This is a genomic window from Archangium gephyra (assembly GCF_049060025.1).
In the GTDB taxonomy this organism is placed as follows: Bacteria; Myxococcota; Myxococcia; order Myxococcales; family Myxococcaceae; genus Archangium; species Archangium gephyra_A.
Genome location: NZ_JBMEQQ010000002.1, coordinates 3,674,619 through 3,699,063 on the forward strand (window position 1 = coordinate 3,674,619; position 24,445 = coordinate 3,699,063).

The following is a 24,445-nucleotide window of genomic DNA, read 5'->3' on the forward strand; positions in this document are numbered from 1 at the left end:
GGCCCCCGGTGCGAGGCAGGCACAGGAAGCGCTTCAGCTCGTCCGGCCCATTCGCCAGCTTCCGCAGGCGCAGATACTCGGTGTCCCCCTGGGAGAACAGGGGGGGGCGCCTTCTCTCCGAAGGGCCCTGCTGGGGCGGATCACGGTCAGACATGGAGGACACTCAAAAGCCCTGGGAAGTGGTGCGAAGGTGCGCGGAGGTTACTGGAGACATTCTCCGGAATGGAACGACCTGTGGGGTTGTGTGAGGGCGACTCTGCCTGGCGGGCGCTCGAAAGGCCGTGTGCCGGGGGGTGGCAGGGGGCCCGGTGGCTGCCAGCCAGGTCCCTGGCCAGGCTGCCCGGGGAGCCCCGTGGACCGCCCGCCAGGGAGACCCACGAGAGAGAATCTCCGGTGCTTCGAATGCGTTGGCTTCCGTCCGGAAGCGAAGGAACTCCACGACACCTGAATGAGCGAGCACATCGACGGGACCCTCTCCATCCGAGCCGAGTACCACAAGGCCCCTGCCCTCCTGCCCCGAGACGCGGATGACGTCTTCACGGGCGGTGGAGAGATGGGCGCGCACATGCGCGCCTTCGATTGGCCGGCCACGTCCCTCGGGCCCGTGGAGGGCTGGTCCCAGTCGCTGCGCAGCGCGGTGAGCATCTGCCTCAACTCGCGCTTCCCCATCCTCCTCTACGCCGGGCCGGAGCTGCTCGTCCTCTACAACGACGCCTTCATCCCCTACTTCGGACGCAAGCACCCGGAGCTGGCCCTGGGCCGGCCGGGCCGCGAGGCCTGGGCGGAGATCTGGCACGTCATCAGCCCCATGCTGGAAGGCGTCTTCGCCACGGGCCAGGCCACGTGGGCGGATGATCTGATGCTCCTCATCGACCGGGCCGGCTTCCTGGAGGAGACCTACCGCACCTTCTCCTATAGCCCCATCGGCCTGGAGACGGGCCGGGTGGAAGGTGTCTTCACCGCGGTGAACTTCACCACCGAGCGCGTCATCGGCGAGCGGCGGCTGTACACCCTGCGGCAGCTCGCCGGGCACATCCGCGAGGCCCGGTCTCCGGAGGAGGCGTGCCGTCAGGCCGCGCGGACGCTGTCGGCCAACCCGGCGGACGTGCCGTTCGCGCTGATGTACCAGTGGGACGAGCAGCGCGCCCAGGCCACCCTGGTGGCGAGCGCGGGGATGGACGGGGAGGTGGACGCCAGCCGCTGGCCCCTGGCGCGCGTGGCGGCCACCGGGCGCCTGGAGGTGGTCACCGACGTGCGTGCGCGCTTCGGAGACCTGCCGGGAGGACCGTGGGACGAGCCGCCGCACACGGCGGTGTTGCTCCCCATTGCCCAGCCGGGACAGAAGGCGCCCTACGGGGTGCTGGTGGCGGGCGTGTCCCCGCGCCTCGCGCTGGACGAGGCCTACCGGAGCTTCTTCGAGCAGGCCACCGGGCACCTGGCCTCGTCCGTCGACACCGCGCGGTACGCGGCCGAGCTGGAGGCCAAGCAGCGGCTGCTGGACGCGGTGCTCCAGCAGATGCCCGCGGGCGTCATCATCTCCGAGCCCTCGGGCCGGCTGGCGTTCTTCAACCACCAGCAGGAAGAGCTGGTGCGTGGCCCCATGCACCACGCCAGCGGTGTGGCAGAGTACTCCGAGTTCCGCGGCTTCCACCCGGACGGCCACCTCCTCCAGCCCGAGGAGTGGCCGCTGTCGCGCTCGCTGCTCCAGGGCGAGGTGGTGACGGACCAGGAGCTGGAGCTGGAGCGCCGGGACGGGAGCCGCGCCACGGTGCGGGTGAGCGCCAGCCCGGTGAGAGACCCCGAGGGCCGGCTCATCGCGGGCGTGGCCATCAGCCGGGACGTGACGCGGCAGAAGGAGCAGGAGGCCGAGCTTCGCCGCCGCGTGGAGTTCGAGCAGCAGCTCATCGGCATCGTCAGCCACGACCTGCGCAACCCCATCCACGCCATCACCCTGGCGGCCCACGCCCTGCTCCGGCATGAGGAAGCTCGACGCGCGCGCCACCCGGGCCTCCAGCCGCATCCTCTCCTCGGCCGAGCGCGCCGCGCGGATGATCCGCGACCTGCTCGACTTCACCCAGGCCCGCCTGGGCGGAGGCATCTCGCTGGAGCGCCGGCCCACGGATCTGCGGCAGCTCGTCCACCAGGTGCTGGACGAGGTGGGCGTGGCCTGGCCGGAGCGCCACCTCCAGGTGAGCCAGCGGGGCGCCGCCACGGGTGAGTGGGACTCGGACCGCATGGCCCAGGTGGTGTCCAACCTGGTGACCAACGCCCTCAAGTACAGCCCCAAGGCCACGCCCGTGCGCGTGGAGCTGCGCACCGAAAGCGACTCCGTGGAGCTGGCGGTGCACAACGAGGGGCCGCCCATTCCGCTCGACGTCCTCCCCCGCCTCTTCGAGCCGCTCCAGCGCGGCACGCCGCAGGTGGACCGGGCCAGCCGCAGCATCGGGCTGGGCCTCTACATCGTGAAGCACCTCGTGGAGGCGCACGGGGGCACCGTGGCCGCCCATTCGGAACAGGGCCTGGGGACGACCTTCACCGTGCGGCTCCCCCGTACGCCCGGCGCCCTCGCCCACCACTGACGGCCGCGCGGCTCACCGCGGGCGGGCAGCGAGTGCCCGCGCCTGCTCGACGCTCGCGGCGCAGCGGAATCCGAAGTGGTGGAAGATGGGCCGGTTGGCGGGCACGTGGGGCCGCCGGTACACCGTCGTCGCGTACGAGGCCGGCCAGAACCACGAGCCCCCTCGCACCACCTTCCGCGTGTGGCCCGGGCAGGGCTCGCGTCCCTCGCACGGGCCCTGGGGGTCCACTCCCCGGCACGCCTCGCCACAGTCCTTCCACGAGGGCGTGTACCAGTCCGCCACCCACTCCCACGCGTTGCCCGCCATGTCGTGGAGCCCGTAGGGGTTGGGAGGCCGCGTGCCCACCGGCTCCGGACGCCCCACGTCGGCGTGCGTCTTCGAGCGCTGCTTCTTCCCGCAGCTCCGCCCCCGGCGGTCCTGGATGACCGCGCGCTCGCAGGTGGCCGGCTCGTTGCCCCAGGGGTAGAGCCGCCCATCCGTGCCCCGCGCCGCCTTCTCCCACTCGGCCTCCGTGGGCAGGTGCTTGCCGTGGGCCTCGCAGTAGCCCTTCGCGTCGTACCAGCTCACCCCGTTGATGGGCTGCCGCGGGTGGTCGAAGTCGCGGTAGTGCGGCCCGCCCTTCCCGCACCGGCCCTCCTTCTCGCAGGCCTGGTAGTCCCCGTACGTCACCTCGTGGGTGTCCATGTAGAAGCTCTGCACCCAGACCTCTGACTGGGGCCGGGCCGGTGCGTGCTTCCCCGTGTTCACGCCTCGCGGGAAGGGACCGCCGGGAATGCAGGCCATACCCGGCACGGGTGCGTCGAGGCAGGGCAGCACCTCGGGCGCACCGGGGAACGGCGTCCCCGCCTCCGGAGCCCCCGCCCACAGCAGTCCGAGCACGAGCGCGCACACGCTCCCGCCCCTCATTGCACGGCCTCGGCCCCCGCCCGCCGGAACAGGCCCCTCGTCCGCTTCCCCCTCTTCACCTGCCGCTTGGCGAGGAGCTTCTGCTTCATCACCTCGCGCGCCTCGGCCGGCCCGATGTCGAGCCGCGACAGCCCGTACACCTCGCCGCCCCCCGGCGCGTACCGGAGCATCCCGCGCACATCCCGCGTCTTCGCGTCCGCCAGCCAGGCCAGGAAGCTCGAACCCGACTGGGTGTTGTAGTGGTAGTAGGTGCCCCTCACGTGCGAGATGCCCCGCTGGCCGCTCGTGCGGACCACCACGCTGCGCTCGTCCAGCGGCAGCGCGCGGATGTTGCTCCGGTACTTCGCCTCATAGGGGAAGTACTGCTCGGCGTTCGAGAGGTAGAGCACCCCCACCTTCTTCCCCGCCCGCGCCGCCGCCCGGCCGATGGCGCTCACCGTGCGCCGGGCGGTGAGGTCTCCCCGCACCATGAAGACCTTGTCCTCCTGGTAGAGGCGGCGAATGTGCGCGTACTCGGCGGCATCCACCAGGAAGCAGGGCAGCGACGCCTTCGCCATCTGCTCCACCACACGATTCAGCCGCCGCTCCACCGCGCCTCGGGCAGTGCCGAGCGCCCGGAGCGCACCGGCCCGCTCCTTCTTGTCGGGGTAGCCCTCGGCGATGAGGCGGCGCAGCTCCGCACGGTTCTCCCTCCGCCACAGGCGCAGGAAGTCCTCGGGCGTCTCCGCCGCGAGGAAGATGACGCGGTAGACGCGGTGGAGATCCACGATGGACTGATCGAAGTCCATCAGCACGAGCAGCTCCGCGCGGGCCCAGGCGCCCAGCAGGTAGTTCTGATCCGAGCCCACCCCGAGGTAGAGGCCGCCCTTGTCCTTCACCGCCTCGTGGAAGAGCCCGAGGTGGTCCTCGTTGGAGATCCAGTAGTGGCTGTCGCGGATGAGCGCGGGCGGGGCGGGATCCGCCGGGAGCTGGGCGAAGGCATCGAGGGCCGGCTCACTGGCGGTGGCCGCGGAGGTGGCCAGGAGGACGGCGAGGGCGAGAACAGGCATCCCGGGCATGATACCGCGCCGCGCGTGGTACGCTCGGGGGGCCCGTATGTCGGCGCATCTCTTCGCCTCCTCCGTCGTCGCGCTCATCGTGGCGCTCTTCAACGGCCTGCTGGCAGGCTACGTGCTCGCCTCCGCGCGTGGGGAGCGGCGCAAGCTCTTCTTCGCCTGCGGCCCCACCGGCGTCGCCCTCTTCGCCGCCGGGTGGTTCGTCGTCCTCCTGGAGCCCCGCGCCCGGGAGTCCGTCCGCGTGGCCGTCGGGCTCGCCGCGCTCATGTCCGTCTCCGGCTTCGTCGCCGATGCCCTCGCCGACCTGGGGCCTTCCCGCGCACGCCAGCGGCTCCTCTGGGCCCTCCTGCCAGCCGGGCTGGCGCTCCTCGGGCTGTCCGCCTGGGTGGCCACGGCTTTCGACCAGCCGCTCCTGGCGGTGTTCCCGCAGGTGCTGGGACTCGCCGGAGTGGGGTTGCTCGGCGTGCTCCGCCTCGCGCTGTGCCGGCACGAGAACGCCTCCATCCGCCGGCTCTCCCGGCATCTGACGGCGCTCATCGGTGTCTCGCTCCTCGTCTGCCTGCTCCGCACGGTGTTCGAGCTGCTCCAGGGGGCTCCCGCCGGCAATGGGATGATCCTGTGCATCGTGCTCGCCGCCGAGATGGCGACGCTGAGCTACACCCTCCACGAGCGGGTCGCGGTGCAGCTTCCGGTCTCCCGGGCCCTCACCCATGCGGTGCTCGCCATCGCCGTGGCCTGCGCCGTCGTCGCGGTGTTCCGGGTGCTCGGCTACCCGGTGGACCTCGTCCAGGTCTCCGTCTCCGTGGTGGTGGCGCTCCTGGCCTCCCTGCTCTTCATCGGCCTGGGCGAGCAGCTCAACCGGGGCATCGAGCAGCTCCTCTTCCCCAAGCAGGTGCGGCTCTCCGAGCAGCTCTCGGCCTCCCGCGCCGAGGCGGCGGCCCTGCGCGGCCGGCTGGAGCGCGCCGAGCGGCTCGCCATCGCCGGGGAGCTGGCCGCCTCGGTTGCCCATGAGATCAAGAATCCCCTCGCCGCCGTGCGCGGTTACGCCGAGCTGCTCTCCGGACAGGCCGGGCAGGTCTCCGCCGAGCACCGCGCCCGCTTCGAGAAGGCGGTCCGCATCATCCGCGAGGAGAGTGATCGCATCGACGCGCGGGTCGCCGAGCTGCTGAGCCTCGGCCGGGCGCCGCGGGGAGAGAAGAGCGCGAGCCCGCTCGACGTGTCGCGCATCGTCCTGGAGGCGGTGGCGGTGGCCGAGGGCGAGCCGGGCTTCCCCACGCTCGTGTCCCGGTTGGACCCGGACCTGCGGGCGGTGGGTGACGAGGACACGCTGCGCGGGGTGCTGCTGAATCTGTTGAAGAACGCCGCCGAGGCCATGCAGGAGGCGCACACCGGGCGCATCGAGGTCGTGGCCCGGAGTGAGGAGGGCCACGTGGTCGTCGAGGTGCGCGACGAGGGCAAGGGGCTCGAGGCCGTGGATCGCGAGCGGCTCTTCCGGCCCTTCTACACGACGAAGGCGGATGGGACCGGGCTGGGGCTGGCCATCTCGCGCTCGGCCATCGAAGCCGCCGGTGGCAGGCTCGGGCTCCTGCCGCGCCCGGATGGGCCAGGAGCGGTGGCCCGCGTGGAGCTGCCCGTGGCGCCAGCGGCTTCCGGCCCGGCGAGGGAGGACGTGCGATGACGGTGGATGCCGCGGTGGACGGGCCCGAGGTGGCCCTCGTGGAGGACGAGCGCAACCTGCGCGAAGCTCTACCAGGACGTGCTGGGAGCGCGGGGGCTGCGGGTGGTTCCGCTCGATTCGGTGGCCGCCGCGGAGGCGTACCTCTCGCGGCATGCGCCGGACCTCCTGCTGCTCGACGTGAAGCTGGGCGATGGGGATGGGCTGGTGCTGCTCGACCGGTTGCGCAAGCAGGGGCTGCGCATGCCCGTCATCGTGATGACCGCCTTCGGCACCGTGGAGCGCGCGGTGCAGGCGCTGCGCGCGGGCGCGGCCGACTTCCTCGTCAAACCCTTCGCCAACGAGCGGCTCGTCTCCGCCGTGGAGGCCGCGTTGGAAGCGGGGCGCCGGCTGGTGGAGCTGGAGCTGGCCGCCCCCACGCTCACTCCGGACACGGAGACGGGCCGCGCGCTCATCGGGGCGGATGGCGGGTTGCGGGATGTGGCCGCGCTCCTGCCCCGTGTGGCCGCCTCGGATGCCACCGTGCTCGTGCGCGGTGAGTCCGGCACCGGCAAGGAGCTCGTCGCCCGCGCCATCCACGCCGCCTCGCCCCGGCTCGATGGACCCTTCGTCTCCGTCAACTGCGCCGCCCTCCCCCCTTCCCTGCTCGAGTCCGAGCTGTTCGGCTTCGAGCGCGGCGCCTTCACCGGCGCCCACTCCCGGCGCAAGGGACTCATCGAAACGGCCGACGGCGGCACGCTCTTCCTGGATGAGATTGGAGACATGTCCCTGGAGGCCCAGGCCCGCCTCCTCCGCGTGCTGCAGGAGCGGGAGATCACCCGCATCGGCGGACGAGAGACGGTGAAGGTGGACCTCCGCGTCATCTCCGCCACCCATCGGGATCTGGATGCCATGGCCTCCAGCGGGCAGTTCCGCTCGGATCTCCTCTACCGGCTCGCCGTCATTCCCATCCACCTGCCTCCCCTTCGCGAGCGCGCCCGGGACATCCCCGGCCTCATCGCGCACTTCCTGGAGAAGCACGCGGTGAGGAAGGGGCTCACCGCGCCCCGGCCGGATGCGGAGACCCTGCGCCGCGCCTCGGCGTACCCCTGGCCCGGCAACGTGCGCGAGCTGGAGAACTTCGTCGAGCGCGCCGTCGTCCTCGGCCACTTCGATTCCGACTCGCTCCGGGCTCCCCAGGCGGCTCGGGTTTCCTCCCCCGCTCCAGCTTCGGCTCCCACGGAGGCTCCGGTCCCGGCGCCCACCGTGATGACCCTGCGCGATGCCGTCGCCAGCGCCGAACGCGCCGCCGTCATCGCCGCCCTCCAGGCCTCCGACGGGCAGAAGACCGCCGCCGCACGGCTCCTCGGCGTGAGCTACAAGACCCTCTTCAACAAAATCCATGAACACGGCATCCGCGAGGAGCTCCACATCGGCTGAGCGGGTGGTGGCTTGGGGCCTTCACTCGTAGTCGACTACGAGCGATGTAAGCCATTGTCCGACATCACTCGTAGTCGACTACGAGTGGCGCATGGCAGCCCCTCGATCCAGAGCAGCCGCTGAGGGGCTCGCCGCGCCGGGGAGGCCTGTGTAACGCCTTACATACCTCTGTCTCCCGGCTCCCAGGTGGGCCTGGGCATGGTGGCGGCGCTCACGGGTAGGAATACGGGCACGGGCACCCTCACCCCGTCCCTCTCCCGAGGGGAGAGGGGAAATTGGGCGTGAGCGGGGGAGGTTGGGCGTGATGGGTTCGGGGCCGAGGCATGGGGCTTGCTCATTCCCGGGTCGCGCGATTCCGCGCACCTGAGGAGGCCTCATGGGCTCTGCATCTCCCGGGGCGGCGATGGGCCGCCTGGACCTGGTCAATTCTCTCCTGCGCGCCGTGGACCGGCCCGCTCGCGAAGCGCTCGACATGGCCCGGCGTCCAGTCGCCGCCACCCTCGCCCCCGCGCTGCTCGGCATCTTCCTCGTGGCCGCCACCTCCGCCACCGCCGGCTTCGTCTCCCCCGGAGGTCTCCGGCTCGCCCCCAGGCTCGATGCCCTGCGCGCCGTCTTCGAGGCCCTGCTCGTCGTCGTCCCCGGCACCCTCGTCTTCGCCATCTACCTGCGCCTTCGGCTCACCACCCGCGTCCTGCTCGCCGCTACCTCCATCGGGCTCCTCGCCGCCGGGCTGGTGGCCACCTGTGTCATGCCGCTCATGGCCTTCCTCGTGCTCATCGCCCAGGACGCGCCGCTCATCCTCGCCCTCCCCGCGGTGTTCGTCCCCGGCCTCGCGCTCGCCACCCTCGCGGCCCTGCCCGTGCGCGTCATCACCTCGCTCGATTCCTCGAAGGCGGCCTGGTGGATGTCGCGTGCCTTCGCCTTCTTCCTGGGCGCCGTCTTCCTCCTGCGCGTCCACGCCTTCTTCCTCACCTTCTGGTCCTGACGAGGTCTCCCATGGAAGCGGTCTCCCGGAGTGTCACCTTCACCGCCGAGCCCCTCACGCCCTTCATGCCCTGGTCCGTGGAGGAGCGCGCCCCCCTCCCCGAGCCCACCGTCCCCGCCGAGCCCGAACGGCAACTCCTCGTGGAGCTCCTGCGCGAGCCGTCCGCCATCGTGGAGCGGCTGCTCGAGGCCTCGCGGCTCCAGGGCCTGGTGGTCGGCTCGGTGGGCGTCATCGCCGTGTGCACGAGCGTCTTCGCCGCCACCGCGAGCGCCGCGCGCGGCCATGGCGAGTCCTGGGTCCTGCCCGCCACACTGGCCTCGACGAATGTGTTGATGGGACTCGCGGCGTCGCTGGGCCCCATCTACGCGGCGAGCATCCTCGTGGCGGCGCGCGTGCCCCTCGCCCGGCTGGTGGCGGCGCTGCTGGCCTCGGCGGCCACGGGCTCGCTGCTGCTCGCGGGGCTCGCGCCTCCGCTCTACCTGCTGTGGAGGCTGGATGCCGAGTGGGCGGGGCCGTTGCTGCTCACCGCGGCGTTCCTCCTGTCCGGCTGGGCCGCCGGCGCGCGCATCCACCGGCTGCTGAGTCTGTTGGCCGAGTCCGTCACCCGCACCGCGCTGGGTGACGCCACCGCCGTGCTGTCCGCCGAGGACGCGTACCGCGTGGGCATTCTCGCGCGGGTGTCCTGGATGATGGTGGCGTTCACGTCGGGCCTGGGCTTCTGGGCCTTCAACGCGCTGGGCTGAGGAGGATGGACCATGACGGCACTCGTGATTCTCACGGCCTATGCGGTGCTCGGAGCGGTGGCGGCGGTCTGCGCCTTCGTCCAGAAGCGGGGAAGCCCCCTGGCGGAGCGGCTCGGACAGGCCCTGCAGGCCCTGGTCCTCTGGCCCTTCCTGCTGCCCGTGATCCTCGGTCCGGGGGACGCGGCCCTCCGCCCGGAGCGTGGCGCCCGGAGCGAGCGGGCCCGGCGGCTGGAGGAGGTGACGGGACGGCTCGAGGAGTGCTGGAGGCAGGCGGCGGTGGAGAACTCGTGGGCGGCGGAACAGGCGCGCGAGCACCGGCTGCTGGACGGGTTCATCGGGCGCCTGCGGGCGCAGGAGAAGCGGCTGCTGGAGATGGAGGCGGCGCTGGCCAATGCCCCCGCGAGCGTGAAGGAGCGGCTCACCCGGCTGTACGAGCACGCCGCGGCCGAGCTGGAGCACAGCATCGGGCTCGTCGAGGAGCTGACGGCCCAGCTCACGCTGCTGCGCTTCTCCGGCCTGGGCAACCCGTCCGCCGCCCGCGTCGAGCGCGGCCACATCGAGGAGCTGCTGCTGCGCATCGAGGCGCTCGCCGAAGCCTCCCAGCCTGGCCCGAGCGAGGCGCCGCCACCGGCCCAGGTGGCCCGGGCGTAGCCAGCGCCTCGGGTCAGCTACGCCGAGTTCCCAGGGCACCGCGACACTTGTGGTGATTCAGTCGGGAGGGAGTTGGCGCAACACCTGCGCGGCCTCGTCGAAGACCTTGGCAAGAATCGGCTCCGTCGGCCGGTTGGCCTCCAGAAGAGGAGCGTCCTCGCGCTGGCCCACGTGCTGCAGCACGACGGCAGCACCAAGGCTGCAGTTGGTGGAGAGGGCCGCCACCAGACGCCGAGCCAAGAAGCGCAGCTCGGCACGAGCATCGCTTGGGAGCGCGGGCAGCAGGCGCTCCCGGTGAAGGAGCACCAGGGTGAAGAGCCGGTCACAATAGTAGGAAGCCGTCCCTTTCTGCCCAACGGCTGTTTCGACGAGGGCATGGGCCGCGGAGATGAACGCGGGTAGGACGGCGAGCAGCTCGTCCGGGATGTCCTCCTCGAGAAGCGTGAGGGCTCCCGTCTTGTGCTCGACGGGCACCGAGGGCTCTCGAGCCCAGGCGCGAAGTTCCTCTGGAAACTTCTCCAGGAGTGCCAGCAGGCCGTGCAAAGAGCGCGAGACGGGGGGGGCGAGCCGCTGCAGGGCTTGCCGGACGATGGGAATGAGCTCCGGGTGGCGTCTGCGCCACAGAGAGCGCGCCACCGTGCTCACATCCGAGTGCTCGGGTGCAGGGCTGGCCACCAGCCGGTGCAGTCTGCGCACCAGACTCGCTCGAGCGCCTGCGTCCTCGAGCCGCCCGAGCGCCTGGGTGATGACTGTCGCGACAGACTCGCCATCGTAGTCCCCACGCGCTTCTTCCAGGGCCAGTTGCTGCTCGAGGCGTCTGGCGCTGGCGGCTCCTCCCAGCTCGCCCAGCGCGAATGCAGCCGTCTGGCGCACGAGTGCATCTGCGTCCTCGAGCATGACCTCCAACAGAGCCCGGGTCTTTCGAGGCTGCGCACTGCATTGGGCCACCATGGCACGGGCTCGAGCCTCGTCCCCACTGTGGAACACCGCGACCAGTTCCTCTTTCCACTGATTCATGTCTGGCTCACGTGCCATCAGCTCGCCCTGTCCTCGCGCCTAAGGGTAGCTCACGCCTGGCGGGACGAAACGTCTGACCAGCGTTCCATTGAGCTGATACAGCTCATGAATGGCTCCCGGGTCCGAGCGAACCATGGACTCGAAGGCCTCGAGCTCGTCCTTCAGGTTGCGCGGGTTGGAGACGTAGTTGGTGTTATGCCGCACTCCATCAGGTCTCACCGACGAGGCATCTGGTCTCCGGAATCGAACGCCGTTGACCGGTTGGCGATCCAGGACACGCTCACCCATGGCATCCAACTGCGCCTTGTTCTTCTCGAGCCTCGAGTGCCCCGCTGCCTCTCTCGCAGCCAGTTCCTTTTCAATGGCCTCGTTGTGTGGCCGGTTCTGGCGCGTGTGTGGCGGACCGTAGCGGGTGGAGAGCCGCGCCTCCTCCTTGAAAGCACCGCCCGTCATCATGGTGCATAGCCCAGACTTGGAGCATGCGGACGCCGCCACTTCTCCCACCGCCGTGCCGGTGACGATGAGGGTGCCGTCCGCCACCACCTCCGCTGTCGCGATGGTGCCCAGCATGACCTGGGCTCCCTCCGACGTGGCGCCCAAGGACGGCAGCAGTGACCAGATCCCGCCCTTTGGCACCTGCGGAATCATCCGTCCCATCCCCATGCTCACCACCACCACCAGGACTCTCAGCCCGGTTCCCCCCATCACCTTGCCGAAGCGCGCCGAGGCCGCCTCCACCTCCTGCGGCGTCCGGGCCGCTTCCACCTGCTGATACAGTCTCAGGCACGCCTGGGCCACCTGCCCCAGTTCCACCAACCCCACCAGGAGCGCCAGGCGCAGCGTGAGGGTTGCCGCGAATGCTTTGGAGAAAAACGGTTCCGGTGCCAGCCAGGCGGCGAAGTACACCCCGATGGACAGGCCAACGCCCAGGACAAAGGCGGGTGAATTGAAGAGTTCCCGCGCCGCCTCGCGGACGCCCTCCCCCATGTAGCGGGTGGACAGTTGCAGGGCGAGCAACAGCCGGCTGGACGCCAGCGACTCGGGCAGTGGTAGCAACGCGGGGCCGAATTGGTTGAGAAACTCCTCGTGCAGCTTCGTCTCGGTCCGCGTCGCGGCACCCCGAGACAGCCCCACTCCCGGGGATTCCAACAGGCGAAGCCGAGGTCCCAGCGGTGGGTGCTAGGGCGCGAAGGCTGTCAGAAGCGGGCGGACTTCCTCCACGCTCAGCACCTCCAATGTGAGGTCGGGCGGCCACCAGGGGCGGAAGAGCTTCAGCCGGCCGTCGCCCATCTCGCGGAGGCCCACGGGCAGCGGACGCGCCTGGATGCGTCCACCTCCAGGCTCCTGGGTGCCACTCGAGCGAGGCGCCAAGGAACCTGGAGCCCCACTGTCGAAGACCACCGGCCCTTGCGGCCGGAGGGTAGTGGCCCCTGCTCGCCCCGCGACGGCTTGGGGCGCATGCACCTCGGAGGTGGCACATGCGACGGACCACAGCAAGAAGCCCGAGGCCAGGGCCAGCTGGGCGAACGCAGGGAGTCTCTTCATGGGCGGGGAGTATGCCCCACGTCCACGAAGTCCTTGGGCAGGCGGCCAGGCAAAGCTCGAGCGTGAAGCGGGGCCCACCTGTCGACATCCCGGATGCTTTCCGGGAGGCGGAAGCCGCGAGCCGCGCCATACTGTGCGCCGCCATGAATGCCCAGGACCTCCTCGCCAGACTCCAGGATTCCTCTCCTGACGGTCCGTTGGATCGCCTCGCCTCGCTCGTCGTGGAGCACGAGCTCGCCCAGCCCCTCGAAACCCTCCTGCCGCCCGCCCTCGTGGCGCGCGCGCTGAGGGCCGCCCTCGAGGGCTGGCTCGCTTCCGACACCGCGGACCGTGAGCTCGCCGCCGCGCTCGAGCACCTCCAGCACCAGCTCACCGGGGATTCGCGCACCGTGCGCGAGGCCGTGCCACCGGAGCTGCCCAAGATGCTGGCGGAGCTGGCCTCCCGCCGCTACTCGCCGGACCGGGCGCTGGTGCTCACCGTGCTGGACCGTCCGCCCGTCCGCGCGCTGGCGCGAGCGCTGCTGCTCAACGTGCTCATCGAGTTCAGCCGCAAGGTGAGCGCTCCCGTGACGGAGAACCGCCTCGCCAAGGGCTTCTCCGGCCTGGCGAAGTTCGCGGCCGAGCAGGCCAAGAGTTCGGGCGGGACCCTGGGTGGCATCGCCGGCGCGCTCTCCGATGAGATCGAGCGCCAGGTGGAGAAGCGGGCGCGCGACTTCGCCGACTCGGCGCTCACCGGCATCTTCCAGCAGCTCGCGGACGCGCTCACCGACCCGAGCCGGGCCGCGGATCAGGCGGAGATGCGCGTGGCCATCCTCGATGGGGTGCTGAGCCTGCCCGTGGCGAAGCTCGGACGCGAGCTCTCACGCGCGGACGTGCCCGGCAGCGCGGCGGTGGTGCGCAAGGCCCTCACCCAGTGGCTCGCCTCGCGGGACGCCAGCGCGGAGCTGGAGGGCCTGCTCACCCGCGTGATGGAGCGGGACGGCAAGCGCCCGGTGCGCGAGGTGCTCGAGAAGCTCGGCCTGTCCGATACCTTCCAGGAGCTGGGCCGCGAAGCACTGCGGAGGCGGCTGGGGCCGGTAGTGGCGTCGGAGCCCTTCGCTCGCTGGATGGAAGAGTTGATGAAGTAGAGGAGACACCGACATGGCACTCACAGATGACTTCAGTTCCGCGCAGGAGCGCGTGAAGACCCTCAAGACGCGCCCCTCCAACGACACGCTGTTGGAGCTGTATTCGCTCTTCAAACAGGCCACCGAGGGGGACGTGCAGGGCAAGCGCCCGGGGATGCTGGACCTCAAGGGACGCGCCAAGTACGACGCCTGGGCGGGCCGCAAGGGCCTGGGGAAGGAAGCGGCCATGCAGCAGTACGTGGCGCTCGTGGAGCGGCTGTTGCGCGGCTGAACGGTGCCACGGCTCAGGGGTCCGCCGCGTACCGGATCTTCATCCGGTTGATGGGACCGGCGGCCCCCGCCCGATTCACCGCCCGGACCTCGAGCGTGTTGAGCCCCGCGTGCAGCTTCAGGGGCACCGTGTCGCCGGGCACCCGCCTCCACTCGCCGCCGTCCACCCGCAGCTCGTAGTGCGCGAACCAGGGCATGCCGTGCTGGAGGGTGAGCGTGTAGTCCGGCCGGGCGGCGAACAGCGGCCGCTTGTTCAGGAACTCCTGCTCGGTGGTGATGCCGTGTTCCTGGATGAGGTCGATGGGCCGCCGCGCGTTGTTGTACGTGAACAGCACCTGCGTGTGATTGAGCGGGAAGTAGAGCTCCCGTGGGTCATCGGTGAAGAGCAGGCCATCCGCGTGGAACCCCTGGAAGGTCGCGAACTGCCCCTTGCCCTCCAGCGGCAGCACCAGCGTGGCCTTCTTCCCGTCCCGCAGGTAGGGGATGTTCATGTAGCCGAAGTAGCGGCCGATGAACTCCCGGTACTGCGTGTCGAGCTCCTCCGGCGTCTTCTTGTGGCGCTCCAGGTAGCGTGGGGAGGGGGTGAAGCGGATCTCCCCGAACCGGCCCTCGCGCTTGAGCTGGTACATCTCGTGGAAGCTCAGGTAGCGCCCCTGGTAGGTGGCGGCCATGCTGAACTGCGGATCGATGAAGATCCACTTGTCCAGCGTGTTGGACCAGACCTCGGACGCCACGTGGGATTGTCCGAAACCCCCATAGGCGGGATCCGCCGTCATGATGCCGAGCGGCCGCGACGGGTAGCCCAGCGACAGCAGCAGGTCCGACACCACCGTGCCGTACTCCACGCACCGGTAGCGCTGCCCCTGCTTCACGTTCTGGAGGATCTGGTACGACGACGTGCCCGGCGCGGGCTCGTTCATCCCGTCATGGTCCCACTGGATGCTCACCCACTCGAGCGCGGCCAGGATGACCTCCGGGTCCGAGCGGCGCGACAGGTCCACCTGCTTCAGGACGTGCTCGCGGAGCTGGCGGAGCTCGGGACTGTCGGGGCTCTCGGGCAGCTTCAGGGTGCGGTAGCGGTCGTCCAGCTTGAGGTTGGAGGACTCGACGATGGAGATCTTCTCGAGCGGGCCCGGGGTGGCGGAGGGGGCCCCGGCGAGCGCGGCCGGCGCGGTGCCCAGCAGGGCCAGCAGGACGGTGAGGGACGCGGAGTGTCGCATGCGCCCCTTTACGGCCCCCACCCGGGGCGATTGCCTGCGATAATCCGCGACGTGATGAGCACGCCTTCGCTTTCCCATGAGCCGTCCCTGCGGCCCGAGGATCTGTGGCCCCGGATCGTCGCCACGACCCGGCACGCACTGGCCACGGGTGCCCTGCAGCCGATCGCCACCGACTGCCAGACGCTGGAGCACCGGGGAGTCCCCTTCCAGGTGCGCGTGCTCGGCCGGGCCCACCTCAAGGACGAGCGGGCGAAGCGCGAGAAGCCCCGCACGGTGCCCTTCGATCCCTTCGAGAACCCGGATCCGGACCTCGTGGTGGGCGGGCTCTCGCCCACGCACCTGTGCCTGCTCAACAAGTTCAACGTCGTGGAGCACCACCTGCTCATCGTGACGCGCGCCTTCGAGGAGCAGGAGTCCCTGCTCACGACCGCGGACTTCGAGGCGCTCGCGCTCTGCATGGACGGCCTGGACGGGCTCGGCTTCTACAACTCCGGCGAGGTGGCCGGGGCCAGCCAGCCCCACAAGCACCTCCAGCTCATCCCTCCGCTCGGCCCCGACGGGTTGCGGGTTCCCATGGAAAAGGTGCTGCCAGGGGCCCCGGACTTCGCCCACGCGGTGAGGCGCCTCGGACCGTGGACGTCCTCCCCCGCGAAGGACGGAGCCCGGCTGCTCGAGACCTATCAGTTGCTGATGTCGGAGCTGGGCATCGGGCGCGCGCTGCCCCTGCCTCCCTACAACCTGCTCACCACACGGGATTGGATGATGCTGGTGCCTCGCGCCCGGGCCGAGTCCCACGGCATCAACGTCAACGCCATGGGCTTCGCCGGCTCCCTGCTCGTCAAGAACACGGAGCAGCTCCAGCGGCTCCAGGAGCTGGGACCCCTGGAGTTGCTGAGGCAGGTAGCCCCCTGAGCCCAGGCACCGCGCTACTGCCCGGTGATGAAGTGTCCGTCCTTGCCCAGCGCGAAGCGTGACGTGCGCTCCAGCTTCACGTCCAGGTAGAGCCGCTTGCCCTTGGGCTCGAGGCGGACCGAGGGCACCAGGAGCTGGTGCTCCGGCGGTTTGCCGAGGGCGATCCACGCGCGCCCTCCATCGGTGCCCAGCACCACCCACCGCGTCTCCTCCCCTTCCGAGCCCGGCGCCACCACCAGCTTCACCAGGAGGATGGCCAGCTTGCCGTCGGGGGACGTCCAGGCGGAGTCCAGCGTGTACCGCGTGTCCGAGGACTGCCACGTGGACCAGGTGTTCACCACGCAGTAGCCGTCCGCCTCCGGCCGCAACAGCACCAGGCCCGCGCCGCTCTGGAGCGTCACCCCCACCAGCTCCACGGGCCCGTCGGCGAGCGTGAGCTGGGATTGGAAGGAGCCGCGCACCTCGGGCCCGTCCGAAGCGCCCAGCAGCCCGAGCTGCGTCAGCGACAGGCCCGGCACGAAGGAGCGAGGCCCCAGCGAGCGCACGAGGTCCGCCTCCAGCGGCTCCTCCAGGGCGATGCGCTCCGGACACTTCGGCGAAGGCACCCGCGCCTGCACCTGCACCACCCGCGGCGGAGGCGCCGGGGGCGGATTCAACGCGGCACGCAGCTCCGCGCACCCGGAACACACCAGCACCAGCACCCAGGACAGCCTCCACGGCCTTCCCACGGCCTCGACTCCTGCTCGCATCCGTTCTCCCCTCTTGGATGCCCGAGCCCCGCCCCGGAGGAACCCGCCCGGAGGGCTCAGGCCTCCGTGAGGATACGGTGCCGGTAGAGCTCCAGCAGGATGTCTTCGTGCAGATCCGCCTGCTTCTCCTTGCGCAGGCGCTCGCGCACCGCCTCGACGGGCTCGCGGCCGGTGAACTCCACGAGGAGCGCGTAGGCCAGCCCGGGCAGCGCCACGGCGTCGTACTCGCTATACGCCCCCAACGCGACGCTCCCATCCGCCAGCCACTTCACCGTGGCCTCGGGGTTGAGCTTGAGCACCTTGGGGAGCTGGGGCGCGACCGCATCCCGGAGGCTCTTCTCCAGCACCTTCAGCTCGATGACCCCATCCAGGCCCATGATCTTCTCCACCTGCTCCGGCGACAGGGCGCGGATGGTGTCGAAGCAGGCCCGGTAGAAGTCGTCCTCGCGGCCCGCCCACTGGCGCCACAGCGCGGCGTACTCCTTCTCGGGCAGCGGCTTGTCATCGAGGTCCTCCAGCGTCGGCGTCTCCGCCGGGTCCGGCTTGTCACGGCCGGTGAGGATGTACTCGGGCAGCAACTGGAGCACGGCGTAGCGCGAGAGTTGGATCTCCGCGAGCGCCAGGTACGTCTTGAACGTCATCCACAGCTTGCGCCCGTCGGCGCCCGCCACGTACTTGCAGAAGAACGTGGAGCACACGGCCTCGCGGTAGGGCCAGATGGTGCAACCGCCCTGCTGCTCCTCGAAGTACGGGCAGCGCATGGAGAGCGCCCGGCCGAAGAACTGGCGCGAGTTGCGGTAGAGCAGGTTGTAGCGGGCCGACGGGCGGAGCCACTGCGGCGTCACGCCCACGTGGCCGGCGATCTTCTCCCCCACGCGCCGCCGCCCCTCGCCCAGCTCGTCGCGCGTGTCGGACAGGAGCGCGCCCACCAGGTAGTTGGGCAGCTTGGGGTAGTAGGTGCAGCACTTGGTGTCCGGCCGGAAGAGGCGGCTCACCCCGTCCACGGACTCGACGGCCCCCGACGCGGAGGACGGGCACATGGCGCACGAGGAGCACGTGGCCTTCTCCTCGTTGGGAATCTGCGCGCGGAAGAAGTCGGGCAGGAGGTCGCGGTAGAGGACCGGCAGGCTGTCGAGCATCTGGGGCATGGGCGGGGCTCCTGCGGAGGGGGCGGGGTCTGGCTCAGGACAGGATGCGGAGGAGGATCATCACGCACAGCGCGAACATGCAGAGCGTCCCGATGCCGAAGGTCATCGAGCGCCAGGGCTGCATGGCCTTGATGTAGGCGACGCTGTACGCCACCCGGGCGGCCGTGTAGGCGATGAAGCAGATCCGCAGACCGAGCACCGGCGCGCCCGCCAGCACGGCGATGAGGCCGAGGATGAGAAAGCCCGGGATGTTCTCCAGATCGTTCCGGTGGGCGCGCAGCACGCGCTCCACGTCCGGGTGCTCGGTGGTCGTGAGCTGGGCTCCGAACCGGGCCGCGTCCTCGGCGTTCGTCGCCAGCTTGAGCCGGGAGCGCGTGCGGACGGTGTAGAGACCCACCGCGAACATCTTGATGACAAGGATGACGGCGCACAGGGCGTAGAGGCGGAAGCCTGGGAACGCCAGCACCAGGTTGGAGGTCATCTGCGGGAAGAAGTCGCTCATGGCCCGGGCCATCTACCAGCAGCGCGGGCATTTGGACAGCCAGCGCGTGCGCCCCCGGTGTACCGTGCGCGCATCATGCTCTCCCTCCTCCTCCTCGTCCTCGCGGCCCAGCCCACGGCCGCGCCCGCTCCCGCCAAGGCTCCCGCCATGGAGCCCGCCTACGTGGCCTACACCACGGAACTGGAGCAAGGCATCAACGCGGGTGATGCCTCCATCCTGGACGCGCGCATCGACCTGGAGCTGCTCCTCGCGCGCGCCACGCGCGGCACCTCCGTCCCCCCGGCCTTCCACGACGGCTTCGCCTCGGGCATGCGCCGCTCGGGCATGCAGCTCGGCAAGCAGCTCGTCGCCACGCGGGAGGATGAGTCCTCCTTCCGCATGCTGCGCCTGCGCATGGAGGGCGGCGCCCCGCACGCCCTCTTCCGCGTCATCACCTCCCAGGGCGGCGTCAACTACCTGGACCTGGAGCTGGCCCGGAAGGCGGATGGCCAGGTCGTCATCGCCGACTTCTACCCCTACATCACCGGCGAGCTCTTCAGCGAGACCATGCGCCGCATGTACCTCCAGGCCGCCAAGGAGGCCGGCTACGATCTCGTGGACAAGATGATGGGCAAGGAGCAGGACTTCCTCAAGAACGCCTCCAAGCTCAAGGAGATGCAGCAGCTCGTCCAGGAGCAGAAGTTCGCCGAGGTGGTGAAGACCTTCGACGCGCTGCCGCGGTCCCTGCGCCAGAGCAAGCCCTTCCTCCTCCTGCGCCTCACCGCCACCGCCCAGCTCGAGGAGGCCGAGTACCAGAAGACCATCCAGGACTTCGAGAAGGCCTTCCCCAACGATCCCAGCCTGGATCTCATCTCCATCGACGGCCACATGATGCGCAAGGACTACGCCACGGTGATGAAGATGATCGACCGGTTGGATCAGCGCGTGAAGGACCCCTACCTCCAGTACCTGCGCGGCAGCGTGATGCTGGACAAGGGAGACCGCAAGACGGCCCTGGGCCACTTCAAGGCCGCCGTGGCCCAGGAGCCCACCCTCGCCCTGGCCCACTGGGTGCTCATCGGCCTGTCGCTCCAGGACAAGCAGTACAAGGACACCGCCCGCTACCTGGACGCCATCGAGCGCGACACCCGCGTGGAGCTGAGCGAGCTGGAGGGCATCGAGCAGTACGAGGGCTTCGTCAAGTCCCCCGAATTCAAGGCCTGGAAGAAGAAGCGCGCCGCCCGGACGCAGGCCGCACCAGCAGTGCCTTGACGGCAGGGCCCGGCTTGTCCAAGTTGCCGGGCTTCATGCCAGTCCTCAGTGGTGCAGTGACCTTCTCGCGCTTCCGGTCCGAGCCGGCCGGAAACGCCCCTTCCGATACGAAACGCTGGCTCGCCAAGGGCTTGAAGTCCGGGGCCTTCGAGCCCATCGACCTCAAGAAGACCGAGGACGAGCGGGCGGCGGGCTTCGTGGAGCTGGAGAACCATGACTCCACGGACTTCTCCGCCGGCAGCATCCTGTACGGCGACTACGCGCTGTTCGGCTTCCGCATCGACACCGTCAAGGTGCCCGCCGCGCAGCTCAAGGCCGAGCTGGACAAGTGGGCCACCGCCTTCGAGAAGCAGAATGGCCGTCAGCCCACCCGCGGGGAGAAGGCGGAGAACCGCGCCTCCCTGCGCCACATGCTGCGCCAGCGCTCCGTGCCCTCCACCAAGGTGCACGACGTGAGCTGGAACCTGCAGACGCAGCAGGTGCAGATCTGGGCCGCCTCGCGCAAGGCCGTGGATGAAATCCTCCTGGCCATCGAGACGGCCTTCGAGGTGAAGCTCCAGCCGCTGGTGCCCGCCTCCCTGGCCGCGCGCGCCGGCATCAAGGACGAGGAGCTCGTCCCCACGCCGGAGCTCATCGGCATGGAGATTTCCCACAACGAGATTCCCAGCAGCGAGGTGAGCCATGGGGAAGCGTGAGCAGGCGAGAATCGAAGCGGCCTTCATGCGCGGCGACACGGGCGTCGACGGCGGGGCCACCGAGGAAGAGACGCGGGACGAAGCGGAAGTCGAACGAGACAAGGCCCGCGAGCAACTGCTGCGCGGCCGGGCCTACCTGGGCCGCGAGTTCCTCACCTGGCTGCTGTGGCGCTCGGAGTCCGGCGATGCGCTGGTGGACTTCGAGGGCACCGGCCTCGTCGTCCTCTACACCGGCCGCTGCACCCTGCGCGGCGTCAACGGCGACGTCACCGAGCTGATGGCCCGCGGCGCGCTCGCTCCCTACTCGGAGCAGGTGAAGCACTCCATGGACCGCGGCCTGCTCGTCCACCAGGCCCGCTGGCGCCTCACCCACGGGGAGAAGGTGTACGAGGTGACGCTGGACGCCGAGTTCCTCGACATCCGCGCGGCCAGGCTGCCGGAGCTGATGGCCGAGGAGGAGGATGACCGGCTGCTGGAGCGGCTCTACCTCACCGAGCAGCTCTCCGGGATGGTGGACACGCTGGTGCAGGCCTTCCTCCAGGTGCGCGCCAGCCGCAACTGGAGCAAGAAGGTCGTCCCGGCGATGAAGAGCTGGATGAAGGGCGAGGACGAGGCGCCTCGCGCCACCAAGATGCAGCTCGCCCGCGCCGCCCGCGGCTGAGCCGGCCCCCGGGCCCGTCCCCGCTCACTGGGCGGGCCCGGTCCGGTACCCCGGCACCGAGAGCACGAACCGGGCACCCCTGCCCGGCGCCGAGTGGACCTCCAGCGTCCCGCCGTGGGCCACGGCGATCTGCCGCGCGAGGAACAACCCGAGCCCCAGCCCCGAGGAGCCGGGTCCCCGCGCGAAACGCTCGAACAGCCGGGGCAACAGGTGGGGCGGCACTCCGGGCCCCTGGTCGGTGACGGAGATGACGGCCCAGCTCCCATCCTCGCGGGTCTGCCGCTCCACCTCCACCGTCACGGCCCCTCCCGGGGGCGAGTGCTTCACCGCGTTGGCGACGAGGTTGGAGAGCGCCTGGCGAAGCTTCTCGGGGTCCCCGATGAGGACGAACTCCTCCGGTCCCCGGCGCTCGAGCGCGTGGGCCTGAGTCCTGGTGGCCGCCAGCACCTCTTCCACCAGTTGCATCACGTCCAGGGGATGGAGGCGCAAGGTGAAGAGCCCCTGGTCCAGCCGGCTCACGTCGAGCAGATCCGCGGTGAGCCGTGCGAGACCGTCGAGGCTCGCGAGCGCCGCCTCGGCATCGCGCAGGTCGTCGGCCTCCTTCGCCCGGACCGCCCGCCGGCGGATGAGCTCGATGCGCGCACGCAACGGGGCCAGGTAGTTGCCCATGTCATGGGCCAGCACGGTGATGAGCTCATCGGCCACGCCCCGGCGGCCCTGCTCGGTGGCCGCTTTCGTCAAGGACTCCACGAGCTCGGCCCGGTGCGCCACCATGCCCACCCACCGGGAGGTCACCTCCAGGAAGCGGAGGTCATCCAGGGAGAAGAATTCCGCCTCGGCCGAGGAGCACTCCAGCACGCCGCGCCGCTCTCCCCCCACGTCGAGCGTCACCGCGATGGCGGACCGGATGCCCAACCCGAACTTGATGCCGGGCAGCTCCTCGGGGTCCTCGTCCTGATGGCCCGTGTGCCAGGACTTGCCCGTCTCGAAGACCTGGACGATCCGGCCGCGATTGGCGAGCTGCAACCGGTTCAGCCCGAGGCTCTTCTGCTTGCGGCCCATGGGGGTGTCGCTGACGCCGGCGGCCACCAGCGTCTGGCTCGAGGGCTCCAGGAAGAAGATGTCCACCTTGTCGGCCGCGAAGAGTTCCGCCAGGAGCTGGCTGACACTCCCCATCGTGGACACAACCTCGGCGGCCGGCAGCTCGAGGAGCTTCTCGAGCGCGGACCAGAGCTGCTCCCGCCGCTCGCTCTCATTCTGTTTCTTTTCAGACCGCACAATGACAACCCTGCGGACGAAGACCGGGAATGGCATTGGACGTGGGAACACCTCTCGTCCGGATTCCAGGCAGCCGTCCCTGGCCCCGAATGCCTGTCAGCCCCGCCGCGGCTGAGCCGCTACTGGACGAGCCGGTGGATGTCACCGCAGGCGATGTAGGAGCCGCCATTGGCGGTGGTGGTGATCTCCTCCACCACGTACAGCACGTTCTCCTCGCGGATGTCGCGCGGGAAGCGGATGTTGAGGTTCGGGTCGTACCCGTCCGACACCACGCGGGCGCGCAGCTTGCTGCCCTCCTTGATGCACTGGACGATGACGCCCGTGCCCACGGAGCTCGTGGTGGGCAGATCCGCCGCCGAGCCCGCCGTCACCTTCGACGCGGTGGGCTTGCCCTTCTTCACCCCGGTGGCCCCCGCCGGACGCGCCGCGCGCTCCTGCCCCGGCAGCACCAGCCGCTTGATGAGGCCATTGACGCGGTAGAAGGTGCCGTCTCCCGACAGCTCCAGCTTGTCCACCACGTACGTGACGCCCTCCTCGCGCACGCTCCGGGGGAACTGCACGTTGAAGCCCGGGTCGTACCCCTCGGAGGCGGCGTGGATGCGCAGCTTGCCGCCCTCGCGCACGCACTCGAGGATGATGCCATTGCCCGCGCTGGCCACCGCCTCCAGGCTGTCCGCCGAGCCGCCCTCCGTGCCTCGCAGCGCCAGGTCCCCACGGCTGCGCGTGCCCGCCTGGTAGGACTGATCCCTCAGCTCCTTGCGGATGACGGAGTCGTACTTCCTCGACTCCAGGCGCTGCGCGTAGTGCGCGAGCTGCTCCACCTCCTCGGCGATGTCATAGGAGGCCTTGTCGAGCGTCGCGGACAGCTCGCCGATGACCTGCCGCAGCCGCTGCGAGGCCGTGGTGAGGTCCCCCTTGTCGGCGAGCTCGACGGCCTGGTCCTTGACGCGCGCGATGCGCAGGCGGTTCGTCTGGGCCAGCACGTTCTTGTCCGCCGACACCGCCGCGGACTCGGAGGCCGAGGCCAGGTTGACGACGATGGGCACCTCGCCGGAAATCTCCCGGATGGCGCCGTCCACCACCGCCTGCGCCCGGTACACCAGCGTGGCCAGCGTCACGGGGCCGGCCGCCGCCCCCGCGTCCACGGACAGCTCTGCCGCGAGCTGCCGCTCCTCGCTGGAGTACACGTCGCCCAGCCCCACCGCCACCTCCTGGCCCCGGGACTCGAAGCGGTAGCGGTTGAGCACGCTCGCCACCTTCACCGTGGGCGCCGGCTTGAGCGTCACCTCCAGGTTCTGCGCGATGAGCGAGCCGAGCCCCTCCATCTCGATGCCGAAGACGCCCTCGGCGTCCGTGGGCGACTGGATGTAATAGAAGTGCCCCTCGCCGGCGTTGGCCATGCCGATGAGCAGGTCCTCGTTGAAGTTGGCGCCGAAGCCCAGCGTGGTGGTGATGACGCCCGCGGCGGACTTCTCCCGGGCCGTGGCGATGAGCGTCTCCGGCTGGGTGATGCCCGCGTTCGCCTGGCCGTCCGTCAGCAGCAGCACGCGGTTGATGCGCTCGCTCGCCTTGTAGGCGTTCACGTGCTCCACGCCCTTGAGCCAACCGCCGCTGAGGTTGGTGCAGCCGCCGGCGCGGACCTTGGAGAGCACCGCGCCGATGGCCGCCTTGTCGGTGACGCGCACGGGCGCGAGCACGGTGGAGACGGAGTCGTCATAGGTGACGATGGAGAGCCAGTCCTCGGGCCCCATGCGCTCCACGAGCTGGCGCGAGGCCTGGAGGGCGTGCTTGAGCGGAAGTCCGGCCATGGAGCCCGAGCGATCGATGACGAGGCCCAGGTTGAGCGAGCGCTTCGCCGCCGCCGCCGGGGCCTCCGCCTTGAACGACACCAGCAGGTCGATCTTCGAGGAGGTACCGACGGGAAGCACCGGACGGCTCAACGTGTAGGACGCCTTCATGGCCAGGCCCTTTCGAGGAGGAGGCGAAACAGCCTAGTCTCACCCTCTGTCATGCGTCACCCCGGGCCTACCCGCCCTGACACGTCGGACGCATGCAAT

23 protein-coding genes are annotated in these 24,445 nt (G+C 70.2%); 13 read left to right on the plus strand and 10 right to left on the minus strand.

All coding sequences use genetic code 11. The features are described from left to right. The first annotated feature begins 448 nt into the window (after positions 1-448). Positions 449-2,218, plus strand: coding sequence for a PAS domain-containing protein (locus ACN28I_RS15930; RefSeq protein ID WP_420942869.1), 1,770 nt, complete (start codon positions 449-451; stop codon positions 2,216-2,218). After that, on the plus strand, positions 2,163-2,579 hold the full coding sequence (locus ACN28I_RS15935) for a sensor histidine kinase (protein ID WP_420942870.1): 417 nt from the start codon (positions 2,163-2,165) through the stop codon (positions 2,577-2,579). Before ACN28I_RS15930 ends, ACN28I_RS15935 begins: the two co-directional genes overlap by 56 nt. A 12-nt stretch (positions 2,580-2,591) precedes the next feature. Here ACN28I_RS15935 and ACN28I_RS15940 read toward each other — a convergent pair whose 3' ends face one another. Next, positions 2,592-3,470: a formylglycine-generating enzyme family protein gene (locus ACN28I_RS15940; protein WP_420942871.1), complete on the minus strand. Its 879-nt coding sequence runs from the start codon at positions 3,468-3,470 to the stop codon at positions 2,592-2,594. Between the two features lie 11 nt (positions 3,471-3,481). Then, entirely contained in the window at positions 3,482-4,534 is a 1,053-nt protein-coding gene (locus ACN28I_RS15945; RefSeq protein ID WP_420942872.1) for a hypothetical protein, read from the minus strand. Between the two features lie 46 nt (positions 4,535-4,580). Here ACN28I_RS15945 and ACN28I_RS15950 point away from each other — a divergent pair, with 46 nt between their 5' ends. From ACN28I_RS15950 to ACN28I_RS15970, 5 genes are all read left to right on the plus strand, one after another. Continuing rightward, the gene (locus ACN28I_RS15950) at positions 4,581-6,218 is read left to right on the plus strand and encodes a sensor histidine kinase (protein WP_420942873.1); all 1,638 of its coding nucleotides are present in this window, start codon (positions 4,581-4,583) and stop codon (positions 6,216-6,218) included. A 6-nt stretch (positions 6,219-6,224) separates the two neighbouring features. Next, entirely contained in the window at positions 6,225-7,634 is a 1,410-nt protein-coding gene (locus ACN28I_RS15955; RefSeq protein ID WP_420942874.1) for a sigma-54-dependent transcriptional regulator, read from the plus strand. Positions 7,635-8,010: 376 nt separating this feature from the next. Next, a complete protein-coding gene (locus ACN28I_RS15960; protein ID WP_420942875.1) occupies positions 8,011-8,619 on the plus strand; it encodes a hypothetical protein in 609 nt (202 codons plus the stop codon). A gap of 11 nt (positions 8,620-8,630) precedes the next feature. Next, positions 8,631-9,362: a hypothetical protein gene (locus tag ACN28I_RS15965; protein WP_420942876.1), complete on the plus strand. Its 732-nt coding sequence runs from the start codon at positions 8,631-8,633 to the stop codon at positions 9,360-9,362. 12 nt (positions 9,363-9,374) lie between these two features. Then, a complete protein-coding gene (locus ACN28I_RS15970) occupies positions 9,375-10,013 on the plus strand; it encodes a hypothetical protein (protein ID WP_420942877.1) in 639 nt (212 codons plus the stop codon). A gap of 57 nt (positions 10,014-10,070) precedes the next feature. Here ACN28I_RS15970 and ACN28I_RS15975 read toward each other — a convergent pair whose 3' ends face one another. Next, complete coding sequence (locus ACN28I_RS15975; RefSeq protein ID WP_420942878.1) at positions 10,071-10,910, minus strand: hypothetical protein; 840 nt, start codon at positions 10,908-10,910, stop codon at positions 10,071-10,073. Positions 10,911-11,069: 159 nt separating this feature from the next. Continuing rightward, positions 11,070-12,164, minus strand: a complete 1,095-nt coding sequence (locus tag ACN28I_RS15980; protein WP_420942879.1) for a hypothetical protein — start codon at positions 12,162-12,164, stop codon at positions 11,070-11,072. Positions 12,165-12,718: 554 nt separating this feature from the next. Here ACN28I_RS15980 and ACN28I_RS15985 point away from each other — a divergent pair. Beyond that, positions 12,719-13,702, plus strand: a complete 984-nt coding sequence (locus tag ACN28I_RS15985) for a hypothetical protein (RefSeq protein ID WP_420942880.1) — start codon at positions 12,719-12,721, stop codon at positions 13,700-13,702. A gap of 13 nt (positions 13,703-13,715) precedes the next feature. Further along, on the plus strand, positions 13,716-13,973 hold the full coding sequence (locus tag ACN28I_RS15990) for an acyl-CoA-binding protein (RefSeq protein ID WP_420942881.1): 258 nt from the start codon (positions 13,716-13,718) through the stop codon (positions 13,971-13,973). A gap of 13 nt (positions 13,974-13,986) precedes the next feature. Here the strand turns inward: ACN28I_RS15990 and ACN28I_RS15995 are convergent, their stop codons facing one another. Beyond that, positions 13,987-15,192, minus strand: coding sequence for a transglutaminase domain-containing protein (locus ACN28I_RS15995; protein WP_420942882.1), 1,206 nt, complete (start codon positions 15,190-15,192; stop codon positions 13,987-13,989). A 54-nt stretch (positions 15,193-15,246) separates the two neighbouring features. Between ACN28I_RS15995 and ACN28I_RS16000 the strand changes: the two genes are divergently transcribed. Beyond that, complete coding sequence (locus ACN28I_RS16000; RefSeq protein WP_420942883.1) at positions 15,247-16,104, plus strand: ATP adenylyltransferase family protein; 858 nt, start codon at positions 15,247-15,249, stop codon at positions 16,102-16,104. 14 nt (positions 16,105-16,118) lie between these two features. Here the strand turns inward: ACN28I_RS16000 and ACN28I_RS16005 are convergent, their stop codons facing one another. From ACN28I_RS16005 to ACN28I_RS16015, 3 genes are all read right to left on the minus strand, one after another. Further along, positions 16,119-16,832 carry a hypothetical protein gene (locus tag ACN28I_RS16005; RefSeq protein WP_420942884.1) on the minus strand — a complete coding sequence of 238 codons (714 nt, stop codon included), beginning with the start codon at positions 16,830-16,832 and terminating at the stop codon, positions 16,119-16,121. A gap of 77 nt (positions 16,833-16,909) precedes the next feature. Then, the gene (locus tag ACN28I_RS16010) at positions 16,910-18,001 is read right to left on the minus strand and encodes a hypothetical protein (protein ID WP_420942885.1); all 1,092 of its coding nucleotides are present in this window, start codon (positions 17,999-18,001) and stop codon (positions 16,910-16,912) included. 34 nt (positions 18,002-18,035) lie between these two features. Continuing rightward, positions 18,036-18,503 (minus strand): MAPEG family protein, encoded by a 468-nt coding sequence (locus ACN28I_RS16015; RefSeq protein WP_420942886.1) that lies wholly within the window; start codon positions 18,501-18,503, stop codon positions 18,036-18,038. 75 nt (positions 18,504-18,578) lie between these two features. Between ACN28I_RS16015 and ACN28I_RS16020 the strand changes: the two genes are divergently transcribed. The 3 genes from ACN28I_RS16020 to ACN28I_RS16030 are packed head-to-tail and all read left to right on the plus strand — an operon-like array spanning position 18,579 to position 21,110. Beyond that, entirely contained in the window at positions 18,579-19,754 is a 1,176-nt protein-coding gene (locus ACN28I_RS16020) for a hypothetical protein (protein WP_420942887.1), read from the plus strand. A 35-nt stretch (positions 19,755-19,789) separates the two neighbouring features. Beyond that, a complete protein-coding gene (rdgC, locus tag ACN28I_RS16025) occupies positions 19,790-20,449 on the plus strand; it encodes a recombination-associated protein RdgC (protein ID WP_420948649.1) in 660 nt (219 codons plus the stop codon). Beyond that, positions 20,436-21,110, plus strand: a complete 675-nt coding sequence (locus ACN28I_RS16030; RefSeq protein WP_420942888.1) for a hypothetical protein — start codon at positions 20,436-20,438, stop codon at positions 21,108-21,110. Before rdgC ends, ACN28I_RS16030 begins: the two co-directional genes overlap by 14 nt. Positions 21,111-21,134: 24 nt before the next feature. Here ACN28I_RS16030 and ACN28I_RS16035 read toward each other — a convergent pair whose 3' ends face one another. Together ACN28I_RS16035 and ACN28I_RS16040 are read right to left on the minus strand one after the other, a co-directional pair. After that, on the minus strand, positions 21,135-22,388 hold the full coding sequence (locus ACN28I_RS16035; protein ID WP_420942889.1) for a GAF domain-containing sensor histidine kinase: 1,254 nt from the start codon (positions 22,386-22,388) through the stop codon (positions 21,135-21,137). A gap of 119 nt (positions 22,389-22,507) precedes the next feature. Further along, the gene (locus tag ACN28I_RS16040) at positions 22,508-24,346 is read right to left on the minus strand and encodes a VWA domain-containing protein (protein ID WP_420942890.1); all 1,839 of its coding nucleotides are present in this window, start codon (positions 24,344-24,346) and stop codon (positions 22,508-22,510) included. Positions 24,347-24,445: the final 99 nt, after the last annotated feature.

Bases quoted from the DNA above. Each gene is read 5' to 3' on its own strand.
- ACN28I_RS16015 (WP_420942886.1), bottom strand. From the start codon at position 18,503: ATGAGCGACTTCTTCCCGCAGATGACCTCCAACCTGGTGCTGGCGTTC.
- ACN28I_RS15965 (WP_420942876.1), top strand. From the start codon at position 8,631: ATGGAAGCGGTCTCCCGGAGTGTCACCTTCACCGCCGAGCCCCTCACG.
- ACN28I_RS15930 (WP_420942869.1), top strand. From the start codon at position 449: ATGAGCGAGCACATCGACGGGACCCTCTCCATCCGAGCCGAGTACCAC.
- rdgC (WP_420948649.1), top strand. From the start codon at position 19,790: ATGCCAGTCCTCAGTGGTGCAGTGACCTTCTCGCGCTTCCGGTCCGAG.
- ACN28I_RS15990 (WP_420942881.1), top strand. From the start codon at position 13,716: ATGGCACTCACAGATGACTTCAGTTCCGCGCAGGAGCGCGTGAAGACC.
- ACN28I_RS15970 (WP_420942877.1), top strand. From the start codon at position 9,375: ATGACGGCACTCGTGATTCTCACGGCCTATGCGGTGCTCGGAGCGGTG.
- ACN28I_RS15945 (WP_420942872.1), bottom strand. From the start codon at position 4,534: ATGCCTGTTCTCGCCCTCGCCGTCCTCCTGGCCACCTCCGCGGCCACC.
- ACN28I_RS15950 (WP_420942873.1), top strand. From the start codon at position 4,581: ATGTCGGCGCATCTCTTCGCCTCCTCCGTCGTCGCGCTCATCGTGGCG.
- ACN28I_RS16000 (WP_420942883.1), top strand. From the start codon at position 15,247: ATGAGCACGCCTTCGCTTTCCCATGAGCCGTCCCTGCGGCCCGAGGAT.
- ACN28I_RS16010 (WP_420942885.1), bottom strand. From the start codon at position 18,001: ATGCCCCAGATGCTCGACAGCCTGCCGGTCCTCTACCGCGACCTCCTG.
- ACN28I_RS15995 (WP_420942882.1), bottom strand. From the start codon at position 15,192: ATGCGACACTCCGCGTCCCTCACCGTCCTGCTGGCCCTGCTGGGCACC.
- ACN28I_RS15975 (WP_420942878.1), bottom strand. From the start codon at position 10,910: ATGCTCGAGGACGCAGATGCACTCGTGCGCCAGACGGCTGCATTCGCG.
- ACN28I_RS15960 (WP_420942875.1), top strand. From the start codon at position 8,011: ATGGGCTCTGCATCTCCCGGGGCGGCGATGGGCCGCCTGGACCTGGTC.
- ACN28I_RS15985 (WP_420942880.1), top strand. From the start codon at position 12,719: ATGAATGCCCAGGACCTCCTCGCCAGACTCCAGGATTCCTCTCCTGAC.
- ACN28I_RS16040 (WP_420942890.1), bottom strand. From the start codon at position 24,346: ATGAAGGCGTCCTACACGTTGAGCCGTCCGGTGCTTCCCGTCGGTACC.
- ACN28I_RS16030 (WP_420942888.1), top strand. From the start codon at position 20,436: ATGGGGAAGCGTGAGCAGGCGAGAATCGAAGCGGCCTTCATGCGCGGC.
- ACN28I_RS16020 (WP_420942887.1), top strand. From the start codon at position 18,579: ATGCTCTCCCTCCTCCTCCTCGTCCTCGCGGCCCAGCCCACGGCCGCG.
- ACN28I_RS15955 (WP_420942874.1), top strand. From the start codon at position 6,225: ATGCCGCGGTGGACGGGCCCGAGGTGGCCCTCGTGGAGGACGAGCGCA.